The organism is Streptomyces sp. NPDC059092 (genome assembly GCF_042756365.1).
Taxonomy (GTDB): Bacteria; Actinomycetota; Actinomycetes; order Streptomycetales; family Streptomycetaceae; genus Streptomyces.
Genome location: NZ_JBHZEJ010000064.1, coordinates 15,024 through 37,108 on the forward strand (window position 1 = coordinate 15,024; position 22,085 = coordinate 37,108).

23 protein-coding genes are annotated in these 22,085 nt (G+C 72.2%); 16 read left to right on the forward strand and 7 right to left on the reverse strand.

Going from position 1 to position 22,085, the window contains the following annotated elements:
* Nucleotides 1-95 precede the first annotated feature (95 nt).
* The 10 genes from sufD (at nucleotide 96) to dapD (ending at nucleotide 6,801) form a co-directional block, all read left to right on the forward strand.
* Nucleotides 96-1,277 (forward strand): Fe-S cluster assembly protein SufD, encoded by a 1,182-nt coding sequence (gene sufD / locus ACFXPL_RS28895; RefSeq protein ID WP_384925078.1) that lies wholly within the window; start codon nucleotides 96-98, stop codon nucleotides 1,275-1,277.
* Entirely contained in the window at nucleotides 1,277-1,594 is a 318-nt protein-coding gene (locus ACFXPL_RS28900) for a non-heme iron oxygenase ferredoxin subunit (RefSeq protein ID WP_384925080.1), read from the forward strand. Before sufD ends, ACFXPL_RS28900 begins: the two co-directional genes overlap by 1 nt.
* A 7-nt stretch (nucleotides 1,595-1,601) precedes the next feature.
* The gene (gene sufC / locus ACFXPL_RS28905) at nucleotides 1,602-2,393 is read left to right on the forward strand and encodes a Fe-S cluster assembly ATPase SufC (protein WP_384925082.1); all 792 of its coding nucleotides are present in this window, start codon (nucleotides 1,602-1,604) and stop codon (nucleotides 2,391-2,393) included.
* Nucleotides 2,390-3,646, forward strand: a complete 1,257-nt coding sequence (locus ACFXPL_RS28910) for a cysteine desulfurase (protein ID WP_384925084.1) — start codon at nucleotides 2,390-2,392, stop codon at nucleotides 3,644-3,646. Before sufC ends, ACFXPL_RS28910 begins: the two co-directional genes overlap by 4 nt.
* Nucleotides 3,647-3,668: 22 nt before the next feature.
* Nucleotides 3,669-4,133: a Fe-S cluster assembly sulfur transfer protein SufU gene (gene sufU / locus ACFXPL_RS28915; RefSeq protein WP_384925086.1), complete on the forward strand. Its 465-nt coding sequence runs from the start codon at nucleotides 3,669-3,671 to the stop codon at nucleotides 4,131-4,133.
* Complete coding sequence (locus tag ACFXPL_RS28920) at nucleotides 4,130-4,468, forward strand: metal-sulfur cluster assembly factor (RefSeq protein WP_384925088.1); 339 nt, start codon at nucleotides 4,130-4,132, stop codon at nucleotides 4,466-4,468. Before sufU ends, ACFXPL_RS28920 begins: the two co-directional genes overlap by 4 nt.
* A gap of 144 nt (nucleotides 4,469-4,612) precedes the next feature.
* On the forward strand, nucleotides 4,613-4,933 hold the full coding sequence (locus tag ACFXPL_RS28925) for a DMT family transporter (protein WP_384925090.1): 321 nt from the start codon (nucleotides 4,613-4,615) through the stop codon (nucleotides 4,931-4,933).
* On the forward strand, nucleotides 4,933-5,481 hold the full coding sequence (locus tag ACFXPL_RS28930) for a TetR/AcrR family transcriptional regulator (RefSeq protein WP_384925092.1): 549 nt from the start codon (nucleotides 4,933-4,935) through the stop codon (nucleotides 5,479-5,481). The genes ACFXPL_RS28925 and ACFXPL_RS28930 overlap by 1 nt, the downstream gene beginning before the upstream one ends.
* Before the next feature lie 4 nt (nucleotides 5,482-5,485).
* The gene (locus ACFXPL_RS28935) at nucleotides 5,486-5,689 is read left to right on the forward strand and encodes a hypothetical protein (RefSeq protein ID WP_384925094.1); all 204 of its coding nucleotides are present in this window, start codon (nucleotides 5,486-5,488) and stop codon (nucleotides 5,687-5,689) included.
* Between the two features lie 104 nt (nucleotides 5,690-5,793).
* Entirely contained in the window at nucleotides 5,794-6,801 is a 1,008-nt protein-coding gene (gene dapD / locus ACFXPL_RS28940; protein ID WP_384925096.1) for a 2,3,4,5-tetrahydropyridine-2,6-dicarboxylate N-succinyltransferase, read from the forward strand.
* Nucleotides 6,802-6,817: 16 nt separating this feature from the next.
* On the opposite strand, the gene ACFXPL_RS28945 is transcribed toward dapD, so the two are convergent.
* Complete coding sequence (locus tag ACFXPL_RS28945; protein ID WP_384925098.1) at nucleotides 6,818-7,786, reverse strand: 4-hydroxy-tetrahydrodipicolinate synthase family protein; 969 nt, start codon at nucleotides 7,784-7,786, stop codon at nucleotides 6,818-6,820.
* Between the two features lie 686 nt (nucleotides 7,787-8,472).
* Here ACFXPL_RS28945 and ACFXPL_RS28950 point away from each other — a divergent pair.
* Nucleotides 8,473-9,054 (forward strand): SMI1/KNR4 family protein, encoded by a 582-nt coding sequence (locus ACFXPL_RS28950; protein ID WP_384925100.1) that lies wholly within the window; start codon nucleotides 8,473-8,475, stop codon nucleotides 9,052-9,054.
* A gap of 567 nt (nucleotides 9,055-9,621) precedes the next feature.
* The gene (locus ACFXPL_RS28955) at nucleotides 9,622-11,103 is read left to right on the forward strand and encodes a hypothetical protein (protein ID WP_384925102.1); all 1,482 of its coding nucleotides are present in this window, start codon (nucleotides 9,622-9,624) and stop codon (nucleotides 11,101-11,103) included.
* Nucleotides 11,104-11,366: 263 nt separating this feature from the next.
* Here the strand turns inward: ACFXPL_RS28955 and ACFXPL_RS28960 are convergent, their stop codons facing one another.
* A complete protein-coding gene (locus ACFXPL_RS28960; protein ID WP_384925104.1) occupies nucleotides 11,367-12,206 on the reverse strand; it encodes an SDR family NAD(P)-dependent oxidoreductase in 840 nt (279 codons plus the stop codon).
* 149 nt (nucleotides 12,207-12,355) lie between these two features.
* On the opposite strand from ACFXPL_RS28960, the gene ACFXPL_RS28965 reads away from it, so the two are divergent.
* Complete coding sequence (locus ACFXPL_RS28965) at nucleotides 12,356-13,774, forward strand: alkaline phosphatase PhoX (RefSeq protein ID WP_384925106.1); 1,419 nt, start codon at nucleotides 12,356-12,358, stop codon at nucleotides 13,772-13,774.
* On the opposite strand, the gene ACFXPL_RS28970 is transcribed toward ACFXPL_RS28965, so the two are convergent.
* Complete coding sequence (locus tag ACFXPL_RS28970; protein WP_384925108.1) at nucleotides 13,740-13,940, reverse strand: hypothetical protein; 201 nt, start codon at nucleotides 13,938-13,940, stop codon at nucleotides 13,740-13,742. The two genes, ACFXPL_RS28965 and ACFXPL_RS28970, sit on opposite strands and share 35 nt — an antisense overlap.
* Before the next feature lie 273 nt (nucleotides 13,941-14,213).
* Here ACFXPL_RS28970 and ACFXPL_RS28975 point away from each other — a divergent pair, with 273 nt between their 5' ends.
* Entirely contained in the window at nucleotides 14,214-14,441 is a 228-nt protein-coding gene (locus ACFXPL_RS28975; protein ID WP_078490871.1) for a hypothetical protein, read from the forward strand.
* Between the two features lie 117 nt (nucleotides 14,442-14,558).
* On the opposite strand, the gene ACFXPL_RS28980 is transcribed toward ACFXPL_RS28975, so the two are convergent.
* Together ACFXPL_RS28980 and ACFXPL_RS28985 are read right to left on the reverse strand one after the other, a co-directional pair.
* Complete coding sequence (locus ACFXPL_RS28980; protein ID WP_384925110.1) at nucleotides 14,559-15,758, reverse strand: TerD family protein; 1,200 nt, start codon at nucleotides 15,756-15,758, stop codon at nucleotides 14,559-14,561.
* Between the two features lie 119 nt (nucleotides 15,759-15,877).
* A complete protein-coding gene (locus ACFXPL_RS28985; protein ID WP_384925112.1) occupies nucleotides 15,878-16,687 on the reverse strand; it encodes an NAD-dependent epimerase/dehydratase family protein in 810 nt (269 codons plus the stop codon).
* A gap of 251 nt (nucleotides 16,688-16,938) precedes the next feature.
* On the opposite strand from ACFXPL_RS28985, the gene ACFXPL_RS28990 reads away from it, so the two are divergent.
* Both ACFXPL_RS28990 and ACFXPL_RS28995 read left to right on the forward strand, forming a co-directional pair.
* Nucleotides 16,939-17,958 (forward strand): 5-dehydro-4-deoxyglucarate dehydratase, encoded by a 1,020-nt coding sequence (locus ACFXPL_RS28990; protein ID WP_384925114.1) that lies wholly within the window; start codon nucleotides 16,939-16,941, stop codon nucleotides 17,956-17,958.
* Nucleotides 17,955-19,133 carry a hypothetical protein gene (locus ACFXPL_RS28995; RefSeq protein WP_384925116.1) on the forward strand — a complete coding sequence of 393 codons (1,179 nt, stop codon included), beginning with the start codon at nucleotides 17,955-17,957 and terminating at the stop codon, nucleotides 19,131-19,133. Before ACFXPL_RS28990 ends, ACFXPL_RS28995 begins: the two co-directional genes overlap by 4 nt.
* 32 nt (nucleotides 19,134-19,165) lie before the next feature.
* Here the strand turns inward: ACFXPL_RS28995 and ACFXPL_RS29000 are convergent, their stop codons facing one another.
* Complete coding sequence (locus ACFXPL_RS29000) at nucleotides 19,166-20,401, reverse strand: MFS transporter (RefSeq protein ID WP_384925118.1); 1,236 nt, start codon at nucleotides 20,399-20,401, stop codon at nucleotides 19,166-19,168.
* A gap of 207 nt (nucleotides 20,402-20,608) precedes the next feature.
* Nucleotides 20,609-22,057: a penicillin-binding transpeptidase domain-containing protein gene (locus tag ACFXPL_RS29005; protein ID WP_384925120.1), complete on the reverse strand. Its 1,449-nt coding sequence runs from the start codon at nucleotides 22,055-22,057 to the stop codon at nucleotides 20,609-20,611.
* Nucleotides 22,058-22,085: the final 28 nt, after the last annotated feature.

Sequence of the window (22,085 nt, forward strand, 5' to 3'; positions counted from 1 at the left end):
CCCGGCACCCGCGCGGCTCGTACGACCTGAGTGGCGTACCGAAGCAGCGGACCGATTTTCTTACGCAGAGGCAGAGAGAGAGCACGACGACAGCCATGGCTGAGGCTCAGAACATTCCGGCGGGCTCCACGACTGCCGGTTCGATCGCGGTGGCCGCCGAGTCGACCGTCGCCACGCGCATGAGCGCGCCCCCGTCCTTCGACGTGGCGGACTTCCCCGTCCCGCACGGCCGCGAGGAGGAGTGGCGGTTCACGCCGCTGGAGCGGCTGCGCGGGCTGCACGACGGCACCGCCGTCGCGGTGGACGGAGGCGTCACGGTCGAGGTGACCGCCCCCGAGGGCGTCACCGTCGAGACCGTGGGCCGCGACGACGCGCGGCTCGGCAGGGCCGGCGTCCCGGTGGACCGGGTCACCGCCCAGGCGTACTCCTCGTTCGAGAAGGCGTCCGTCGTCTCGGTGCCCAAGGAGACCGTGGTCGCCGAGCCGATCCGGATCGCCGTCCACGGCGAGGGCGGCACCGCCTACGGCCACCAGGTCGTCGAGCTGGGCGCCTTCGCCGAGGCGGTCGTGGTCCTCGACCACACCGGCGACGCGGTGCTCGCCGCCAACGTCGACTACCTGATCGGGGACGGCGCCAAGCTGACCGTCGTCTCCGTCCAGGACTGGGACGACAAGGCCGTCCACGTCGGCCAGCACAACGCGCTGGTCGGCCGCGACGCCTCGTTCAAGTCGATCGTCGTCACCTTCGGCGGCGACGTCGTACGGCTCCACCCGCGCGTGCAGTACGCGGGGCCCGGCGGCGAGGCCGAGCTGTTCGGTCTCTACTTCACCGACCAGGGCCAGCACCAGGAGCACCGCCTCCTGGTCGACCACAACGCCCCGCACTGCAAGTCCAACGCCGTCTACAAGGGCGCGCTCCAGGGCAGCGACGCCCACGCCGTCTGGATCGGTGACGTCGTCATCCGCGTCCAGGCCGAGGGCACCGACACGTACGAGATGAACCGCAACCTGGTCCTCACGGACGGCGCGCGGGTCGACTCCGTACCGAACCTGGAGATCGAGACCGGTGAGATCGCCGGCGCCGGTCACGCCTCGGCCACCGGCCGGTTCGACGACGAGCAGCTCTTCTACCTGATGGCCCGCGGCATCCCGGAGACCGAGGCCCGCCGCCTCGTCGTCCGCGGTTTCTTCGCCGAGCTGGTCCAGCAGATCGGACTGCCGGACGTCGAGGAGCGCCTGCTGGCCAAGATCGAGGCGGAGCTGGAGGCGTCAGTCTGATGGCCTTCGTCCGTGTCTGTGCGCTCGGCGAGCTGGAGGAGGACGCCCCGAAGCGGGTGGAACTCGACGGCACGCCGGTCGCCCTCGTCCGCACCGAGGGCGAGGTGTTCGCGATCAACGACATCTGCTCGCACGCGAACGTCTCCCTCTCGGAGGGCGAGGTGGAGGACTGCGCGATCGAGTGCTGGCTGCACGGATCCCGCTTCGACCTCCGTACCGGCAAGCCGTCCGGTCTTCCCGCGACGCGCCCCGTCCCCGTATACCCCGTACAGATCCAAGGGGACGATGTGCTCGTCTCCGTCACCCAGGAGTCCTGAGTCACCCATGGCAACGCTTGAAATCCACGACCTGCACGTCTCCGTCGAAGCGGAGAACGGCCCCCGCGAGATCCTCAAGGGCGTCGACCTGACCGTCAAGCAGGGCGAGACGCACGCCATCATGGGCCCCAACGGCTCCGGCAAGTCGACTCTCGCGTACTCCCTCGCGGGCCACCCCAAGTACACGATCACCGGGGGCACGGCCACGCTGGACGGCGAGGACCTGCTGGAGATGACCGCCGACGAGCGCGCCCGCGCCGGTCTCTTCCTCGCGATGCAGTACCCCGTCGAGGTCCCCGGCGTCTCGGTCTCCAACTTCCTGCGCACCTCGGCGACCGCCGTGCGCGGCGAGGCCCCCAAGCTGCGTACCTGGGTGAAGGAGGTCCGGGAGACCATGGAGCGTCTCCAGATGGACCCCGCCTTCGCCGAGCGCAATGTCAACGAGGGCTTCTCCGGCGGTGAGAAGAAGCGCCACGAGATCCTCCAGCTCGAACTGCTCAAGCCCAAGATCGCGATCCTGGACGAGACCGACTCCGGCCTCGACGTGGACGCGCTGCGGGTCGTCTCCGAGGGCGTCAACCGCGTCCGGGAGACCGGCGAGGTCGGCACTCTGCTGATCACGCACTACACCCGGATCCTCCGCTACATCAAGCCCGACTTCGTGCATGTCTTCGCCCAGGGCCGGATCGCCGAGTCCGGCGGCGCCGAGCTGGCCGACAAGCTGGAGAACGAGGGCTACGAGGCATACGCGAAGGGCGGCCCCGTGAGCGGAGTGAACTCGAAGGAGGACGTCGCGTGACACAGCTTCCCGGCCTGCTCGACACCGAGGCGATCCGCAAGGACTTCCCGATCCTGGACCGGGTGATCCATGACGGCAAGAAGCTCGTGTACCTGGACTCCGCCGCGACCTCGCAGAAGCCGCGGCAGGTACTCGACGCGCTGAGTCAGTACTACGAGCAGCACAACGCGAATGTCCACCGAGGCGTGTACACCATCGCCGAGGAGGCCACGGCGCTGTACGAGGGCGCCCGCGACAAGGTCGCCGCCTTCATCAACGCACCCAGCCGCAACGAGGTGATCTTCACCAAGAACGCCTCCGAGTCGCTGAACCTCGTGGCCAACATGCTGGGCTGGGCCGACGAGCCCTACCGGGTCGACCACGAGACCGAGATCGTCATCACGGAGATGGAGCACCACTCCAACATCGTGCCGTGGCAGCTCCTCGCGCAGCGCACCGGTGCGAAGCTGAAGTGGTTCGGCATCACCGACGAGGGCCGTCTCGACCTGTCGAACATCAACGAGGTCATCACGGAGAAGACGAAGATCGTCTCCTTCGTGCTGGTCTCCAACATCCTGGGCACCCAGAACCCGGTCGAGGCGATCGTCCGCCGTGCCCAGGAGGTCGGCGCGCTGGTCTGCGTCGACGCCTCGCAGGCCGCCCCGCACCAGGTGCTGGACGTCCAGGCGCTCCAGGCCGACTTCGTGGCCTTCACGGGCCACAAGATGGTCGGTCCGACCGGGATCGGCGTGCTCTGGGGCCGGCAGGAGCTGCTGGAGGACCTGCCGCCGTTCCTCGGCGGCGGCGAGATGATCGAGACCGTGTCGATGCACTCGTCCACGTACGCCCCCGCGCCGTACAAGTTCGAGGCGGGCACGCCCCCGATCGCCCAGGCCGTCGGCCTCGGCGCGGCCGTGGACTACCTCGCGGCGATCGGCATGGACAAGATCGCCGCGCATGAGCACGCGATCACCGAGTACGCGGTCAAGCGGCTGCTGGACGTCCCCGACCTGCGGATCATCGGCCCGGCGACGGCCGAGGACCGCGGGGCCACGATCTCCTTCACGCTCGGTGACATCCACCCGCACGACGTGGGCCAGGTCCTGGACGAGCAGGGCATCGCCGTCCGGGTCGGGCACCACTGCGCGCGGCCGGTCTGCCTGCGGTACGGAATTCCCGCGACGACGCGAGCGTCTTTCTATCTGTACTCCACTCCGGCCGAGGTCGACGCCCTGGCCGAGGGGCTGGAGCACGTCCGTAACTTCTTCGGATGAGGACGAGAAGGGCTGGCTGTCCGTGAAGCTGGATTCGATGTACCAGGACGTCATCCTGGACCACTACAAGCACCCCCATGGGCGCGGTCTGCGGGACGGCGACGCCGAGGTGCACCACACCAATCCGACGTGCGGTGACGAGATCACCCTGCGGGTGCGGTACGAGGGCTCGCTGATCGCGGACGTCTCGTACGAGGGGCAGGGCTGCTCGATCAGCCAGGCCAGCGCGTCCGTGCTCAACGATCTCCTGGTGGGCAAGGAACTGGCCGACGCGCGGAAGATCCAGGGCGCCTTCCTGGAGCTGATGCAGTCAAAGGGCCAGTTGGAGCCGGACGACGCGATGGAGGAGCTGCTGGAGGACGCGGTCGCGTTCTCGGGCGTCTCGAAGTACCCCGCCCGCGTGAAGTGCGCCCTGCTGAGCTGGATGGCGTGGAAGGACGCGACGGCCCAGGCCCTGGGCGACAGCGCGACGAAGGAGACGGCATGAGCGAGAACGAGACCCTGACGACGAAGCCGGCCTCGGAGGAAGAGGTCCGCGAGGCCCTCTACGACGTCGTCGACCCCGAGCTGGGCATCGATGTCGTCAACCTCGGGCTGATCTACGGCATTCACGTCGATGACGCGAACATCGCCACCCTGGACATGACCCTGACGTCGGCGGCCTGTCCGCTGACCGACGTGATCGAGGACCAGGCGAAAGCGGCGACGGACGGCATCGTCAACGAGCTGAAGATCAACTGGGTCTGGATGCCCCCGTGGGGCCCGGACAAGATCACGGACGACGGCCGCGAGCAGTTGCGCGCGCTGGGCTTCAACGTCTGAGACGCCTCGGTGAGCAGGGCCCCCGGCATCGCGCCGGGGGCCCTGCCGCGTTCCGCGCGGGGCCGGCGGGCGACCGCTCGGTGCGCCTCCCGGCGTTCCGCTTCATGTGTACGACCGTACGCAACGATATGTACACTCGTACGCATGGGATATGGACTGCTGGCCGTGGCCATCGCGGCAGAGGTGGGCGCGACCACCGCCATGAAGTACAGCGAGGGCTTCACCCGGTTGTGGCCCTCGGTGGTGACCGTGGCCGGGTACCTCCTCGCCTTCGCCTTCCTCTCGCAGACGCTCAAGACGCTCTCCGTCGGGACGGCGTACGCGATCTGGGCCGGGGCCGGCACGGCGGCCGTCGCCGCCATAGGGATGATCTTCATGAACGAGTCCGCGGACCTGCTCAAGCTGCTGGGGATCGCCCTGGTGATCGCGGGCGTCATCGTGCTCAACCTCGGAGGGGCCCACTGATGTCACGCCGTTACGACCCCGAGCGCCGCCAGCGCATCATCGACGCCGCGCTGCGGGTGGTCGGGCGCGCCGGCATCGCCGGACTGAGCCATCGCACGGTCGCCGCCGAGGCCGATGTGCCGCTCGGCTCGACCACGTACCACTTCGCCTCGCTGGACGAACTGCTGATCGCCGCGCTCCGGCAGGCCAACGAGGGGTTCGCCGACGTCGTACGGAAGAGCGGCGCACTCGCCGACCCCGCGTGCGACATCGCCGCGGAGCTGGCCCGGATCACCGGGGAGTGGCTGGCGGGGGACCGTACCGGAGTGGAACTGGAGTACGAGCTGTACCTCGCGGCCCTGCGCAGGCCCGCGCTGCGCCCGGTCGCCGCGGAGTGGTGCGGCGCGGTCGTCGAGCCGCTGGCGGAGCGCATCGACCCCGTCACCGCTCGGGCGCTGGCCGCGCTGCTGGACGGGATCTGCCTCCAGGTGCTGCTGACGGACGCGGTGTACGACGAGGAGTACGCGCGGCAGGCGCTGGCGCGGCTGATTCCGCCCGCCGTAGGTTGACGGAATGAGCGATCCGTCTCCCGGGCCCGAGATCACCTACGCCGAGTGCCGGCAGTGCGGCACCCTCATCGCCGGACTCGACGGCCGCTACAGCTGCGGCGTCTGCGGCTGGGTCAACCACCACTCCGAGGGGCACGGCCCGCTGCCCGGCGCGGAGGACGACGTCGACCACAGGGCGGGCGGCCGTGAGGGCAACCGGCTGAGCTGAGCCGAGCCTTTGACCTGTGGCCGGGGGCCGGGCGGGGCCGGGACGGTCGCCCGGCACCTGAGACCGGTTGGCCCGGGCGGCGTCGAGAACGTTAGGTTCTGACCATGACCGACACGTCTTCCCAAGGTTCCCCCCGTTCCTCCCGGGCCACCGGCGCCGTCGCCGCCGGCCTCGCCACCCTCACGGCGGACGGCACCGTCCTCGACACCTGGTTCCCCGCCCCCGCGCTCACCACCGAGCCCGGCCCGGCCGGCACCGAGCGGCTCTCCGCCGAGCGCGCCGTGGAACTGCTCGGTGACGGCGCGGCGAAAGCCATCGGGCCCGATGCCCGGCGCGGGGTCGAGATCGTCGCGGTCCGTACGGTCATCGCCTCCCTCGACGACAAGCCGCTGGACACGCACGACGTGTACCTGCGACTGCACCTCCTCAGCCACCGGCTGGTCCAGCCGCACGGCCAGAACCTGGACGGCATCTTCGGGCTCCTCGCCAACGTCGCCTGGACCTCGCTCGGCCCGGTCGCCGTGGACGCGCTGGAGACCGTACGGCTCAACGCCCGCGCCGAGGGGCTGCACCTCCAGGTGACCTCGGTCGACAAGTTCCCGAGGATGACGGACTACGTGGCACCGGCCGGTGTCCGGATCGCCGACGCCGACCGCGTACGCCTGGGCGCGCACCTCGCCGAGGGCACGACCGTGATGCACGAGGGCTTCGTCAACTTCAACGCGGGCACCCTCGGTACCTCCATGGTCGAGGGCCGTATCTCCGCGGGCGTGGTCATCGGCAACGGCACCGACATCGGCGGCGGCGCCTCCACCATGGGCACGCTCTCCGGCGGCGGCAAGGAGCGCATCGTCATCGGCGAGCGCTGCCTGGTCGGCGCGGAGGCGGGCGTCGGGATCGCCCTCGGCGACGAGTGCGTCGTGGAGGCCGGGCTCTACGTCACGGCCGGCACACGCATCACCCTGCCGGACGGCCAGATCGTCAAGGCGCGCGAACTGTCCGGCGCGAGCAACATCCTCTTCCGCCGCAACTCGATCACCGGCGCCGTCGAGGCCCGCCCGAACAACGCGGTCTGGGGCGGCCTCAACGACGTGCTCCACAGCCACAACTGACCCCCGGTCACCGACCTCACGTCGCGGCGGCCCCCACCAGCTCGCCGTACAGCCCCAGCAGCCCGTCGGCCGTCTCCCGGCCGGCGGGCCGCAGTGGTTCACGGACCGGGCCGCCCGGCAGGCCGAGGCGGCCGAGCAGCGCCTTCGCGGTCACCGTGCCCGGCAGTCCGGACGCCATCATCGCCTCGATCAGGGGGAGCGCGCGCTGGTGCGCCCGTACGGACCCGGCGCGCCCGTCCGTACGGTAGGCGCCGCCTGCTGTTCCGTTCGTGCCGGTTCCGCCCGTGGCGCAGTCGCCTGTGCCTGAGTCGTACGCGTCCAGTACGTCGCGCAGCGGGCCCGGCGCGACGTTGGCGACCGTACTCACGAAGCCCGCGCCGCCGACCGCGTACAGCGGAAGGTTCAGCTCCTCGCAGCCGGAGTAGTACGCGAGCGAGGTGCGGGCGATCACCTTCGAGCTGCCCGCCAGGTCGTACGCGCAGTCCTTCACGGCGACGACGCGCGGGTGCGCGGCGAGCCGGATCAGGGTGGCCGGCTCGATCCTGGTGCCGGTGCGCGCGGGGATGTCGTACAGCATCAGCGGGACGCGCGCCGCCTCCGCGATCCGCAGGAAGTGCGCCTCGACGTCCGCCTGCGGCGGGCGGCTGTAGTACGGCGTGACCACCAGCAGGCCGTGCGCTCCGGCGTGTTCGGCCGCGCGCGCCAGCGCGAGGGTGTGCCGGGTGTCCGCGCTGCCGACGCCCGCGATGACGTGCGCCCGGTCGCCGACCTCCGCGCACACGGCTTCGATCAGGGCGGTCTTCTCGGCGTCCGTCGTGGTGGCGGACTCCCCGGAGGTCCCGTTCAGGACGAGTCCGTCGCATCCCCTGTCCACGAGACGGCGGGCGAGCGTGCGCGCACCGGCCCGGTCCAGCTCCGCGGAGGGGGTGAAGGGGGTGACCATGGCGCACAGAGCCCGTCCGAAAGGGCGGCGTGAAGTCGTCATGCCCGGAGTCTCCGCCCACCGGACTGTGAAGGTCTACTTAGATTTCCTTCGGGTGGGTGTGAAGTAACGCTGAAGGATCCGGTGGTCTACCGCCGGTCTGGCATGATCGGTAAAGGTCCCTCAGCTCGTACCGGCGGCTCGTACAGGCAGTTCGGGCATGGGCCGAACGGGGGAAGGGGGATCGCGTGGTGCGCGTGCATCGGGCGGTGAGGGCGGGGCGCGGGCGCAGCCATGGTGGTGCGGGCCGTGCCGGACACACCGACGAGCCGGGGCCAAGGGCCTTATCGCGTCAAGGGGCCACCGGGTGCCGAGGTTCTGGCCAAGGATCGTGTGCCGCTCACGCTGACGACGATCCTGGCGCCCGGGGGGCGCCGTGACATCGGTTCCTCCGCCGAGCCGGGCGTCACCGCCCGGACCGCCGCCCGTATCTCTCCCGCCGCGCCCACCTGCCAGGACGCTCCCGCAGGCGGAGCCGCCGGGCGCTCGCGGTGTGAACAGGACGCCGTGGCCGGGTCTCGCGCCCCGGGACGTACACAAGAGTACGCGGGGGCGGAAGGGGGCCATATCGTACGGCTCAACGGCGAGGGCGCCCCCGACAACAGCGTGCGGGAGGGTGCTTCGGGGTAGCAGGGGTCGAAGTGTCAGTGGGTGCTGGTCCAATGAGGGACATGGAGGGCATGGAGAGCATGAACACCGAATACGCCGACCGGGGCGGAGCGGACCGGGGCGAACTCGACGCGCTGCGCGCGGCCTTCCCGCCGGAGCGACGGCTGCCGCCGCTGGGCTGGGAGGCCGTGCGGGCCTTCGAGCGTGAGCAGGGCATCGTCCTGCCCGAGCCGTACCGCACGCTGGTCGCGGAGATAGGCGACGGCTGCACGGAGGGGCCCGCCGACGTCGACGGGCTGATACCGGTGGCCGCGCTTCCCGAGGACTGGGGCTGCGACCAGACGCAGCGGGTGCTCGCGAAGCCGTTCCCCCTCACCGAGGCGTGGGTGTGGGAGGACGACCCCCGGCCGTACGAGGAGATAGAGCCGCTCATCGACGAGGTGAGCAACCACGGCAGTGTGGTGCTGGGCACGGACGGCTGCGGCATGTACTGGCATCTCGTCGTCACGGGTGCGGAGCGTGGCCGGATATGGAACATCAGCGATGTCGGGGCGGCACCGTTCGGGGCGGCGTTCGGCCACCCGGCGGCCGGGGCCGGCTTCGCCGGCTGGGTGGCGCACTGGGCCACCACGCGCCGGCCGTGGTTCGACGTCGTGGTCTGACACCGCGCCGCTGAACGGCGAAGGGGGAAATGGGGGAAGGGGGAGCGGGCGGGTACGGGGATACGGGGTGAACGGGGCGACGGGGATACGGGGTGGCTTGCACTTGCCCGGGGGCAAGGGGGCGCGAGGCGGGGGCTCGGGACGACGCCCCGGCCAGGGGGTGACCTCCACCGCGCTTCGTCTCTGCGCACGGTGATCGTGGGCGCGCCGCGGGGGTGTGCCGCGAGGAGGCCTCGCCCTGTCCGTACGGTCGAGCACCCTCCCTGATGCCGTGAGCCCCGGCGTGGGCTCCGTCACGATCGGCACGCCGCCGTGCCCGGCATCGAGCGCGCGCTGCCGCGCCCCGTCACACGTCCGCGATCAGGCGGTTCTCCGCCGGTGACACCGCCCCTGACGGAGCGGGCCGACGAGGGCCGGGGGCGGGGGAACGACCGTGCTGCCACCGCCGGGCCAAGACAGGCGCGGGGGAGGGTGATTGTCGGGTACATGAACCGGGTGGGAAGGGTCCAAAAGCGTCTACGCTGGGGAACCCTTCGGCTGTCCGTACCCCACAAGGAGACCCACCCGATGCCCGCAGACCACCCCACCCTGCCGCCGGTACGGCTGCTCCCGGACGCCGAACTGGCCCGGGACGCGCTCGCCGCGCCGCTGCTCGCCCGAGCCGTACGCCTCGCCCGCTGGGCGGGCCCGGAGACACGGGTGAGCGCCGGGGGCGAGCTGGTCGACGAGCAACTGCCCGCCGCGGCCGAACAGCTCGGCCTCGGCGACGAGATGTCGGAGGGCGACGGGGAGGCGTACGCGAGCGAGGCGTGGCGCGTCGCGGTCGACACGGGACTGGTGGACGTCGAAGACCTCGACGAGCCCGTGGACGGCGCGCACCCGGACGGCGCGGAGGAGCCCACGGGCAGCGTCACGGCGGGCGAGCAGCTCCCCCTGGTCACGTCCGGCTCCCCACAGGACGTCCTCTCCCTCTGGCTGGACGCCCTGGACGTCGCCTTCGCGGACGCCACCGTGCCCGTGATCGACGATCTCGCGGCGGCCATCGACGACGACGGCGAGATCGACTTCGAGTCGCTCGACTGGGACCCGGAGGAGGAGGCGGAGTTCCTCGAAGGCGTCCTCGGCAACCTCTACCTGCTCACCGTCGCGGAAGGCGGCGGCACGGACATCTCCGTGCCGTTGCCCGTCCTCGCCGCGTCGATGATCGTCCCCGACGACATGGGCGAGCCCACGGACGACATCCTGGAGCAGGTGTCCGAGGCGATGATGCGCCTCGACGAGCAGTTCCGGGTGCTGGAGCCGATCGGGCTCGTCTCCTACGTACCGGTGGACGAGGCCCTGATGGCGGAGGACGCCGACCAGGAGCCGCCGGTGGACGAGGACGACTTCTCCCGGTACGGCATGGTCCGGCTGACACCGCTCGGGCTCTACGGGATCAGGTCCCGGATGCTGGAGGCGGGTGTCGCCGCGCCCGTCGTCGGCGAACTCGCGGACAAGGACGCCCACGCGCTCCTCGACGGTATCGCGCGCTTCCCCGAGGCGGCGGCCCGCGCCGAGACGGAGCAGTGGCTCACCGGCCGGGCGCCCCTCGAAGCCGTACGCGAACTCCTCGCCGCCGCACGGGGCAGGGACTCCGGCGCGCCGCTGCGCCGCCTCCAGTGTCAGCAGGCGCTCTCCCTCGTCGGCGCGGAGGCCGAGGCGGCCGTACGGGAGGTCCTGGACGACGCGGAACTGGGCGGTCTGGCGCGGGTCTGGCTCGCGGAGCTCGGTGCCGGGGACGTACCGCCGCCGCCCGAGCCGATGATCTTCTGGCTGGCCGTCGACACGATCGCCGCGCAACTCGACGCGGAGGGCGAGCCGGACGAGCTCCAGGAACTGGTGGAGGGGCTGGTGGGGCAGCACAGCGGGTTCTTCGAGGCGGCGTGGCGGGTGGACCATCCGGCGACGGCGGACGTCCTGGAGGCCATGGGCCGGCTGCACCGGGACCGGGCCGTGTCGAAGGACGCGCGCAAGGCGGCGTTCAAGGCGCGCTCGCGCGGCGGCAATTGAGCGGTCGCGAAGGCTCTGGCGGGCGGTGAAGGGCAAGCGCGAGGGCTCTGGCGGGCGGTGAAGGGGGACGGCGTGCGGGGGCGCGTTCGGGGCACCGAAGCGTGATGTGTGGTGCACGAGCGGCCGGAACAGGAGCACAGAGCCGCAGGAGAACAGAGCCGCGTGCGCCGTACGTCGTGCCGTCCCGAATGTGCCCCCCCCGGGGCCTTGGCGGCAACTCGTCACCGTACGCCCCGGGGCCCCGCGCCCTCCGGCCGTGCCCCTCAGCGGAGGTGCGACGCCCCGTTCAGGTCCAGGACCGCTCCCGACGACCACTCCGCGCCCGGCGAGGCCAGCCAGCGCACCGCCTCCGCGATCTCGTCGGCCGAGGCCACCCGGCCGTACGGGCTCTGGGCGCGGATCCTTGCGCCTTCCTCGCCCGCCAGCCGGGACGCCACCCGCTCCGTCTCGAAGAAGCCCGGCGCCACCGACGCGACGCCGATGCCGTACGGGGCCAGGGAGACCGCGAGGGACTGGCCCAGGGCGTGCACGGCGGCCTTCGTGGCCCCGTACGCCGGATGGTCCGGTTCGCCGCGGAAGGCGCCCCGGGAGCCGATGTTGACGATCCGGCCGGCCGTGGCGCGGGCGATCATGCCGTGCGCGGCGCGGTGGCTGAGCAGCGCCGTCGCCAGGAGGTTGACGGAGAGATGGTGCTGCCAGGCCGCCGTCCACTCCTCGTAGTCCGTCGTGGGCAGGGGGTGGGGCGCGTTCACCGCCGCGTTGTTGACGAGGACGTCGATCCCGCCGAGCGCGTCCGCCGCCTCGTCCGCGACGCGGGCCACCTCCGCCGGGTCCGAGAGATCGCCGCCGACCAGCACATGGCCCGCGCCGGGCAGGGACTCCAGGGTGTCGCGGGCGTCGGCGGAGCGGCTGCCGTAGTGGACGGCGATCCGGTCGCCCTGGGCGGCGAAGGCTTGGCAGACGGCGCGGCCGAGGCCGCGGGACGCGCCGCTGACCAGCACGCCGCGGTTGGTGGCCGCAAGCCGCGCCCCGGGCTTTGCGGCGGGCTCCGCCGTGGGCTCGTTCCCGGGCTCCGGCTCGGGCTTTCCGCCGGGGAGATTCATGGAGGGGCGCCTCTCGACGTCGGACGGTGTTCAGCAGCCGTTCAGGCACGCGCGGCAGCCTGGGGAGCGTACCTCCGCACCTCCGCACCCCGAATCTCCGCTCCCCGCCGTACCCGCCCCGGTCCCTCCTTCCGTCCCCAGGAGCCACCATGCCGCTGACCCGCAGGGAATTCACCGGAAGATCGGCGCTCACCGGCGCCGGACTCGTCCTCACCGGCGCCGCGGGGGCGCTCGCGACGGCGCCCGGCGCGCTCGCCGCCGACGACGGCCCCGACGTCGCCTCGGGGCCCGTCCCCGAGCCGGGGTACGGGCCCCTCGTCGCCGACCCGCGGGGCATGCTCGCGCTGCCGGCCGGGTTCACGTACCGGGTCATCACCCACAGCGGGGTCACCCGGCTGGAGACCGGCGAGTACACGCCCTCGAACCACGACGGCACCGCGACGTTCGAAGGCAGCCGCGGTGTCACCCTGCTCGTCAACAACCACGAGCTGAAGGGCCCCAGGTCCGACTGGCCCCACCCCGTACCGCTCACCGAGGGCCTGGTCTACGACCCCGCCGCGGCCGGCGGCTGCACGGTCGTGGAGACCCGCCCCGACGGCCGGACCGCCGAGTGGGTCGGCATCGCCGGTACGTCGACCAACTGCGCCGGCGGACGCACCCCCTGGGGCACCTGGCTGACCTGCGAGGAGAACACCGACCGCGCGGGCGAGAACGGGATGACCAAGGACCACGGCTACGTCTTCGAGGTCGACCCGTACGACCGGCGCGCCAACCGTGACCCGCGGCCCGTCAAGGCGCTCGGCCGCTACGACCACGAGGCCGTCGTCATCGACCCCCGCACCGGATACGCGTATCTCACCGAGGACGCCTCGGGCCCCAACGGCCTCTTCTACCGCTGGATCCCGCCGCACGGCTTCAAGCACGGACGCGGCGGGTTCGCCGGGCTCGCCGACGACGCGGGCGCCCTCCAGGCGCCGCGCTGCTTCGACGCGGGCGGCTCGTTCGTCGACGATCTCTCGCGGGCCACACGGATCGGCACGGTCTACGGCGTCGACTGGGTGGACGTACCGGAACGGGACGCGCGGACCGTCGAGGTACGGGAGCAGTTCGGCGCCGGGGACGTCACCCGGGCCAGGAAGCTGGAAGGCATGTGGTGGGGGGACGGCGGCGCGTACCTCGTCTCCTCGTACGCCCGCGACGAGAGCCCCGGGGCCCCGCACGACGGCCAGGTGTGGTTCTACCACCCCAGGCGGCGCACGCTCACCCTCAAGGTGCTGCTCGGCGTCAACCCCGATCCCACGAAGGACGGAGCCTTCGACGGGCCCGACAACATCACCGTCTCGCCGTACGGCGGGCTGGTCATCGCGGAGGACGGCCAGGGGCTTCAGCACCTCTTCGGCGCTACGGAGAGCGGACGGACCTATCCCATCGCGCGCAACGACCTCAACGACAGCGAGTTCACGGGGGTCGTGTTCTCGCCCGACGGCCGCACGCTTTTCGCCAATATCCAGGAACCGGGCATCATGCTGGCCGTCACCGGCCCGTGGCGGCGCTCGCCGCGCCGCTGACGCCGCCGGGTCCGGGGCTGCCGTAGGCCCGGACCGCCGCTTTGCCGGTACGGGCCCGGCCGGCCCGCGCCGTCCGCCGCCGGCGCTCCTCGCCGGTGGTGGGGTCCAGGGCCTGGAGGGTGGTCCCCGGACCCGCGCGGCGCTCGCGCGCTCCCGGTTCGGTCACCGCGGTGCCCGGAGCGCCCCGGAAATCTTCTCGCGGGGCGCTCCGCTCGGATGAGCTGGTCCAGCGCGCCGGTCCGGTGGGCCCGTCGGATGGCCGATCGGGTGCGCCGACCGGGTGGCCGCACCCGGCGGTGAAGGAGCGTCGACGGGGGAGTGCAAGGGGAGTGAAATGGGCGCGAGAAAGGGGCGCATACGACTCGGGAACGGGTCGTCCGGCCGCTCGTCCGGGGCCGGGCATGGCGCGGCAGGGCCCCTTGGGCGCATACTCCAAGTAATGACAAAGTCAGCCGGATCCCGGCGCCACCTGCCGTCCAGTCCCTTCAACCGCCAGGCCCCGGCCTCACCCCCGCCCGAGCAGTTCGATGTGGGGGACAGGGTTTCCCACGACCAGTTCGGGTTGGGAAGAGTCATCGGAGTCGAGGGCGAACACGCAGTGCTCATCGATTTCTCGGGTCGACAGGGGCGGATTCTGAGCCCCTTCGCCAAGCTCACCAAGCTCTGAGGTCCGTCCCGGCCCCCGGGCCCGCAGCGGACCTTCAGGACCCGCGGCGGCCCGGGGGCTCCGCCCTGCGCGCACGGGGCGGAGCGTCTCCCGGCGATGTCGGAGGATCTTCCGGTGTCAGAGGATCTTCGCGGCGGGCTTCACCATCCCGCGGACCGTCCGGGACTTCACGAACTCCCCGAGCCCGGTCATCTCCCACTCGCCGGAGAACTGGCGGATCAGCTTCGCCATCATCACGCCCGTCTGCGGCTCGGCCGTGGTCAGGTCGAAGCGCACCAGCTCCTCGTCGGTCGCCGCGTCGATCAGCCGGCAGTACGCCTTTGCCACCTCGGTGAACTTCTGCCCGGAGAACGAGTTGACCGTGAAGATCAGGCCGCTCACCTCGGCGGGGATCTTGCCGAGATCGACGACGATCACCTCGTCGTCTCCCCCGCCCTCGCCCGTGAGGTTGTCGCCGGAGTGCTTGATCGCCCCGTTCAGGATCGAGAGCTTGCCGAAGTAGCAGCTGTCGAGATGATTCCGGGTCGGGCCGTAGGCGATCACGGACGCGTCGAGGTCGATGTCCTTGCCCCGGTACGCGGGCTCCCAGCCGAGGCCCATCTTCACCCGGCTGAGCAGCGGGGCGCCGCCCTTGACCAGCGAGACCGTCTGGTTCTTCTGGAGGCTGACCCGGCCCTTGTCCAGGTTGATCTTCCCGCTGCCGGGCGCGGGCGCGGCGGGTGCCTGGGGCGGGGTGGCCGGGACCGGGGGAGCGGCGACCCGGGGGTCGGCGATCGCGGGCGCGGGGGCCGGGGTGGGCGCCGAGGCCGGGGCGGGCTCCTCGACGGAGACGCCGAAGTCGGTGGCGATCCCGGCCAGCCCGTTCACGTACCCCTGCCCGACCGCGCGGGCCTTCCAGGCGCCGTTGCGGAGATAGATCTCCACGATCACGAGGGCCGTCTCCGCGCCCAGCCGGGGCGGGGTGAACGTGGCCAGCGCGCTGCCCGTGGAGGCGTCACGGATCGTGGCCGTGGGCTCGATGCCCTGGAAGCTCTGCCCCGCCGCGTCCGGGCTCGCGGTGACGACGATCTTCTCGATGCCGGCGGGGACGGCGGTGGTGTCGACGACGATCGCGTCGGGCGCCGAACCCCCGCCGGAGCGGTAGCTCACGCCGGGGCCCGCCGGCTGGTTGTAGAAGATGAAGTCGTCGTCTGAGCGCACCTTGCCGTCGGCGGTGAGCAGCAGGCCCGATACGTCGAGCCGCACGGGAGCGGCGACGTCCACCGCGACATGGGCGGTGGGAAGGGGGATGTTCGAGCCAGGGGTCATAGCTGTCATGCCAGACGTAACGAACGACCCCGCTTTGCCGTTCCCTTACCTTCGGCCGCCTTCGTGACCTCCGGCGACCCCCCCCGCCACCGCCTGCGGGCACCCTCCGCCCGGCCTCTGAGGGAGCCTCAGTACGGCCACCGCGGCGGGTCGGTGGTGAAGGCTCCGCCCAGCCGTGTGTGCGCCGGGTTCGCCGGATCGGCCTCACCCTGTTCCGCGATCAGCTTCTCGGCGTACTGCTCCGAGTCGTCCTGCGGCGTGTAGCCGAGCGCGCGCGCCGTCGTCAGGTCCCACCACAGCCGGGTGTTGGCGGACGAGCCGTAGACGGTGGTGTGGCCGACGTCCTCGGCGGTGAGCGCCGCGTGGAAGAGCCGGGCGCAGTCGCCGGGGCTCAGCCAGATGGAGAGCATCCGTACGGAGGTGGGCTCCAGGAAGCAGGAGCCGATCCGTACGGAGACGGTCTCCTGGCCGTGCTGGTCCCAGTAGAGCTGCGCCAGGTCCTCCCCGAAGCATTTGGAGAGCCCGTAGAAGGTGTCGGGGCGGCGCGGCGTGTCGATCGGGATCAGCGGCTCGCCGGGCTCGGGGCGCGGGGTGAAGCCGACCGCGTGGTTGCTGGAGGCGAACACCGTGCGCCGCACGCCCGCCTCGCGTGCCGCCTCGTAGAGGTTGTACGTCCCCTCGACGTTGGCGCGCACGATCTTGTCGAAGGAGGCTTCCAGCGAGATGCCCGCGAGGTGGATGACCGCGTCGACGCCCGACACCGCCTCGCGCAGCGCCGCCGTGTCCGCCAGGTCCGCCGTGATGGCGTCCGGCTCGCCCTCGATGGGTGTGGCGTCGAGGAGCCGCAGCTCGTAGCCGTACGCGGGCAGCAGGCCCCGCATCAGGGTGCCGAGGCCGCCGGCGGCGCCGGTGAGCAGGACGGTTCGGGGTGCGGGCATGGGCGGAATCTCCTCGACGGTTCGGAGAATACTCAGATTCGTAGACAGAATTCACATGCGTGGACAAAATAGGCAGCGTGCCGCGCCCTCGTCAAGTGTCGCCCCCAGGGTGCGAATCCGCCCCCGCGTTGCGGTATCCCGTCTTGACCGGCCCCTCAAGGCTGGCCTAGCGTGGCGCCGTTCAGACATATGGACGTCGATCAGAGTGATGCACGAGCCATCAACGCTCGCCCCACGGCCAGGGAGCGCCCGTGACCTCAGCCCCGCTCGCCGCCCGCCTCACCCGTGTGGCCGGGCCGCTGTTCTTCCCCGTCACCGCGTACGGTCCTGACGGCGGCCTCGGCCTCGACGCCTACCGCGCGCACGTACGCGGCGGTGTCGACGCGGGCGCCGCCGCGGTCTTCGCGTGCTGCGGCACCGGCGAGTTCCACGCGCTGGACCCGGAGGAGTACCGCCGGTGCGTCGCCGCCGCCGTCGAGGAGGCCGCGGGCCGCGTCCCCGTCGTGGCGGGCGCCGGCTACGGCACGGCCCTCGCCGTGCGGTACGCGCGGATCGCCGAGGAGGAGGGCGCGGACGGGCTGCTCGCCATGCCGCCCTATCTGGTCGCCGCCGACCAGGAGGGCCTGGTACGCCACTACACCGAACTGGCCGCCGCCACGTCCCTGGAGACCATCGTCTACCAGCGCGACAACGCCGTCTTCACGCCCGCGGCCGTCGTCGAGCTGGCCCGGGTCGAGAAGATCATCGGCCTCAAGGACGGCTGTGGCGACCTCGACCTGATGCAGCGCGTCGTCAGCACCGTCCGCCGCGAACTGCCCGGGCGCGAGTTCCTGTACTTCAACGGCCTGCCCACCGCCGAACTCACCGGCCTCGCCTACCGGGGCCTCGGCATCACCCTCTACTCCTCCGCGGTCTTCGCCTTCGCCCCCGACATCGCCCTCGCCTTCCACCGGGCGCTGACCACCGGCGACGACACGACGGCCGTCCGGCTGCTCGACGGCTTCTTCGTACCGCTGGTCGAACTGCGCAACCTGGGCCGTGGCTACGCCGTCTCGCTGGTCAAGGCCGGGGTACGGCTCGGCGGTCTGGACGTCGGCGAGGTACGGCCCCCGCTGCGCGAACCCCGGGCCGACCACCTCAAGGCCCTCGCGGAACTCGTCGAGCACGGCCGTACGCTGCTCCCGGACACCACGGAGGACGGCGGGTCCGGCGGGTCCGTTCGGTCCGTCAGGTCCGGCGAGTCCGGCGACCGCGCCGAGGAGGACGCGTGAAGACTTCCGCCTTCGTCTATCCCTGGGACGTGGTGGGCGACCTCGACGCCCCCGCCAGGATCGCGGACCTCGGCGTCCAGCAGGTCACCCTCGCCGCCGCCTACCACTCCACCCGCGCCCTGACCCCGCGCCATCCCCGCCACCGGATCGTCACCGCCGAGCACGCCGCCGTCCTCTACCCGCCGGACCCCGCCCGCTGGGCGGACCGTGAGCCGCGCCCGTACCCGTCCGGTGCCTGGGCACCCGGCGACGCCTACAGTGAGGCCGCGGAGGCGCTGGCCGGCGCCGGGCTCGACGTGCACAGCTGGGTCGTCCTCGCGCACAACTCCCGCCTCGGCGCCGAGCGTCCCGACACCTCCGTGGTGAACGCCTACGGCGACCGCTACCCCTGGGCGCCGTGCATCGCGCGCCCCGCCGTCGCCGCTTACCTGACGGAGCTGGCCGCCGAGGCCGCCGTACGCCCCGGCACCGGCGGCACCGAGCTGGAGTCCTGCGGCTGGTACGGACTGGGCCATCTGCACGCCCACGACAAGACCGCGGGCGTCGGCCTCGGGGACGCCGCGCAGTACCTGATGTCGCTCTGCTTCTGCGAGGTCTGCCGGCAGGGGTACGCGGGCCTCGGGGCGGCCCCGGACGAACTGGCCGCCGCCGTACGGCGCGCCCTGGATCCGGTGTGGGCCACGGGATCCCAGGAGAGCGGCTGGACCGCCGTCGAGAAGCTGCTCGGCGCGGATCTAGCGGCCCTCGCCGCCACCTGGCGCCGCGGCGTCGCCCAGGGGCTCCAGGAGGCGGCCGTCGCGGCCGTACGGGCGGAGGCCCACCCCGGATTCCAGGTGCTGCTGCACGCCGACCCCACCCCGTACCGCGTCGGCGCCAACCCGGGCGTGAACCCGGCGCACATCCTGGGCGTCGCGGACGGCGTCGTCCTGCCCTGCACCGGCGGCGCGGCGGCGGCGATGCTCGGCCCGTTCGCCGGCCACCGCACCGCGACCTCCGTACTGGCCGCCAACTTCGGCGTCGTCAGCGGCATGGGCGGCGACCCGGCCGCCCTCGCCGAGGACGCGGCGCACGCCGCGGAGCTGGGCGCGACCGAACTGCGCCTCTACCACGCGGGCCTCGCCTCGGACGCGGACCTGAAGGCGGTGACGGCGGCGCTGTCCCGGCTACCCGGGTGAGCCCGGAGCCCGGTCAGCCCCTTCAGTCCCTGTCAGCCCCCTAAAGCCTCTTCAGCCCGTTCGCTTCCCTCGGTCCCGTCCGCGGCCGGCGCCGCCCGCAGGAGCCACCCGGCCACGAGCAGCCCGGCCGCCCCGGCCACCGGCAGCAGTACGGTGTGGCCGACGACGGCGACGAGCCCCGCGCCCAGCGCCAGCGCCACCGCGTTCGGTACGTACATCAGGGTGTTGGCGCTCGCCACCGTCCGGCCGAGCACCGCGTCCGGAGTCTCCCGCTGGACGGCCGTCAGCGCGGCGATCAGCACGCACGGCAGCCCCATGCCGATGCCCACGGCGCTCGCCAGCACCACCGCGTCGTACGGCAGCGCCCGCGCCCCGACGGACACCGCGAACAGGGCGATCCCGGCGGCGGCGTACACCCGCTCGGGCAGCCGCCGCAGCAGCGGGCCGCCCAGCAGCCCGGTCAGCACGGACCCGGCCCCCTGCGCCGCGTACAGCACCCCCGCGTACGGGGGCGCGTGGCCGAGCCCCCGGTCGATCACGGCGTGGATCACCGCCCCGTTGACCCCTGCCAGCAGCATGGTGGCCGACGCGGCGAGCACGAGCGGCCGGACGGCCGGCGATCCCCGCAGCCGCCGGACGCCCTCGGCGAGCCCGGACCGCCAGGCGCCCGGCGGCCCCGGGGCCGGCCGGTCCTCCCGTACCCGCAGCAGCGCGAAGAGGCCGGCGGCCAGCACGAACGTCGCCGCGTCGAGCAGGGCGACCGGGCCGCCGCCGTACCGTGCGTAGAGCGCCGCGCCCGCGAGCGGTGCCAGCAGCTTCATGCCCTCGTTGGCGGTCATCCGCAGCCCGTTGAAGTCGCCCAGCAGCCGCCGGTCGACGGCGGTCGCGACGAGGGCCGCCTCCGCCGCGTCCTGGACGACCCCGCTCGCGCCGTACACGACCAGCACACCGAACAGGATCCAGAGCCGGTCCGCCCCGTCGACGGCGGGCAGCGCGGTGAGCAGCACCGCCAGGGCGAGCTGACAGCCGATCAGCAGAGGTCGCCGCCGCACCCGGTCGGCCACCACCCCCAGCACCGGACCCACGAGCACCGGCGCCCACATCGCGAAGACCGTGAGCGCGGCCAGACTGTCCGACCCCGTCAGTGACTTGACCCAGATCCCCGACACCAGCCACAGCGCGGACGTACCGAACCCGGAGACGACGACCCCGGCGAGAGCGAGCGCCGCGTTCCGGTCCCGCAGCACGCCCCCACGCGTCGACCCCATGGCGCCCCGCCTCTCCGCCGGGCCGCACCGCCCCGCCGGAGAGGCGGGGAGGCGGGCCGGTCACCGGGCGCCAGTGTGGCCGCTGAGGAGCGGCCCGCCGCATGGGGAGAACGACCTACTTCCCGCCACGACGAGGGACCCGCGAACCCTGAGGACCCTTAGGGCGGCTCAAGGGCCGTCGGCGCGGGCCGCTTCAGGACGGACGGGTCACTTCAGCGCCGCCTTCATCATCTTCTGCGCGATCGGCGCGGCCAGCCCGTTGCCGCTGACCTCCGAGCGGGCCGCTCCCGAGTCCTCCACGACCACCGCGACCGCCACCTCCTTGCCGCTGGAGGAGTCCTTCGCGTACGACGTGAACCAGGCGTACGGCGTGCGGCTGTTGTCCACCCCGTGCTGCGCGGTGCCCGTCTTGCCGCCCACCTCGGCGCCGTCGATCCTCGCGTTCGTCCCGGTGCCGTCCTCGACGACCGTCACCATCGCGCTGCGCAACTGCTCCGCCGTCGTGGACGAGACGATCCGGGTCGTGTCCCCGTCCGGGTACGACCGGAGGGTGTCGCCGCTCGCGCTCACGACCTTCGACACCATGTGGGGCGCGGCCATCAGCCCGTCGTTCGCCAGCGCGGCCGACACCATCGCCATCTGGAGCGGCGTCGCCGTCACATCGAACTGACCGATGCCCGTCAGCGCCGTCTGCGCCTTGTCCATGCCGGACGGGTAGACGCTCGCCGAGGCGCGGACCGGCATGTCCTGCGCCGTGTCGTTGAACCCGAACTTCTCTGCCATGGCGCGCACCTTGTCCTGCCCGAGATCGTCGGCCATCTTCGCGAAGACGGTGTTGCAGGAGTAACGCAGAGCCGTGCGGATGGTGGCGTTCTCGCACGGCGCCGAGGTGTTCTCGTTGCCCAGGTCCTGGGACGTCGTGGGCAGCGTGTACGGGTCGGGGCTGTCCGTCGCCTCGTCCACCGAGCTGTAGAGACCGTCCTCCAGCGCCGCCGCCGCGACGACCAGCTTGAACGTCGATCCCGGCGGCAGCGGCTGCCGCAGGGCGCGGTTGACCATGGGCTTGTCCGTGTCCCCGGTGAGCTTGCGCCACGCCGCGCCGTCCGTCGTCCCGCTGATCTCCGTGGGGTCGTACGAGGGGGTGCTGACCACGGAGAGGACACGGCCGGTCTTCGGGTCGATCGCGACGGCGGCGCCCTTGTTGGAGCCGAGCGCGGCGTATCCGGCGCGCTGCACGGCGGGGTCGACCGTCGTCAGCACGTCGCCCGGCCGGGTCGATCCGCCCATGAGCGCGCCGAGCGGGTTCTGGAGCCGGCTGTCCGTCCCGTCGAGGACATCCGCGTAGATGCCCTCCAGCTGGGTGGAGCCGTACGCCTGCGAGCTGTAGCCGGTGACGGGCGCGTAGAGCGCGCCGTCCTGGTACGTCCGCTTGTACTCCAGATCGCTCCCGCTCGTCCTCGCGGAGCCGGTGACCGGCGAACCGGCCACGATGATGTCGCCCAGTGGCCGCGCGTACTGGGCGATGGCGGTACGACGGTTGTGCGTGTCGTCCGCGAGCGCCTTGGCCTCGTACGCCTGGACCCAGGTCGCCCGCACGAGGAGGGCGAGCACCAGGGACAGGCAGATGACCGCTGTGTGTCTGATCGTCTTGTTCATCCCGTATCAGGGACGAGCGGGGAGGTGA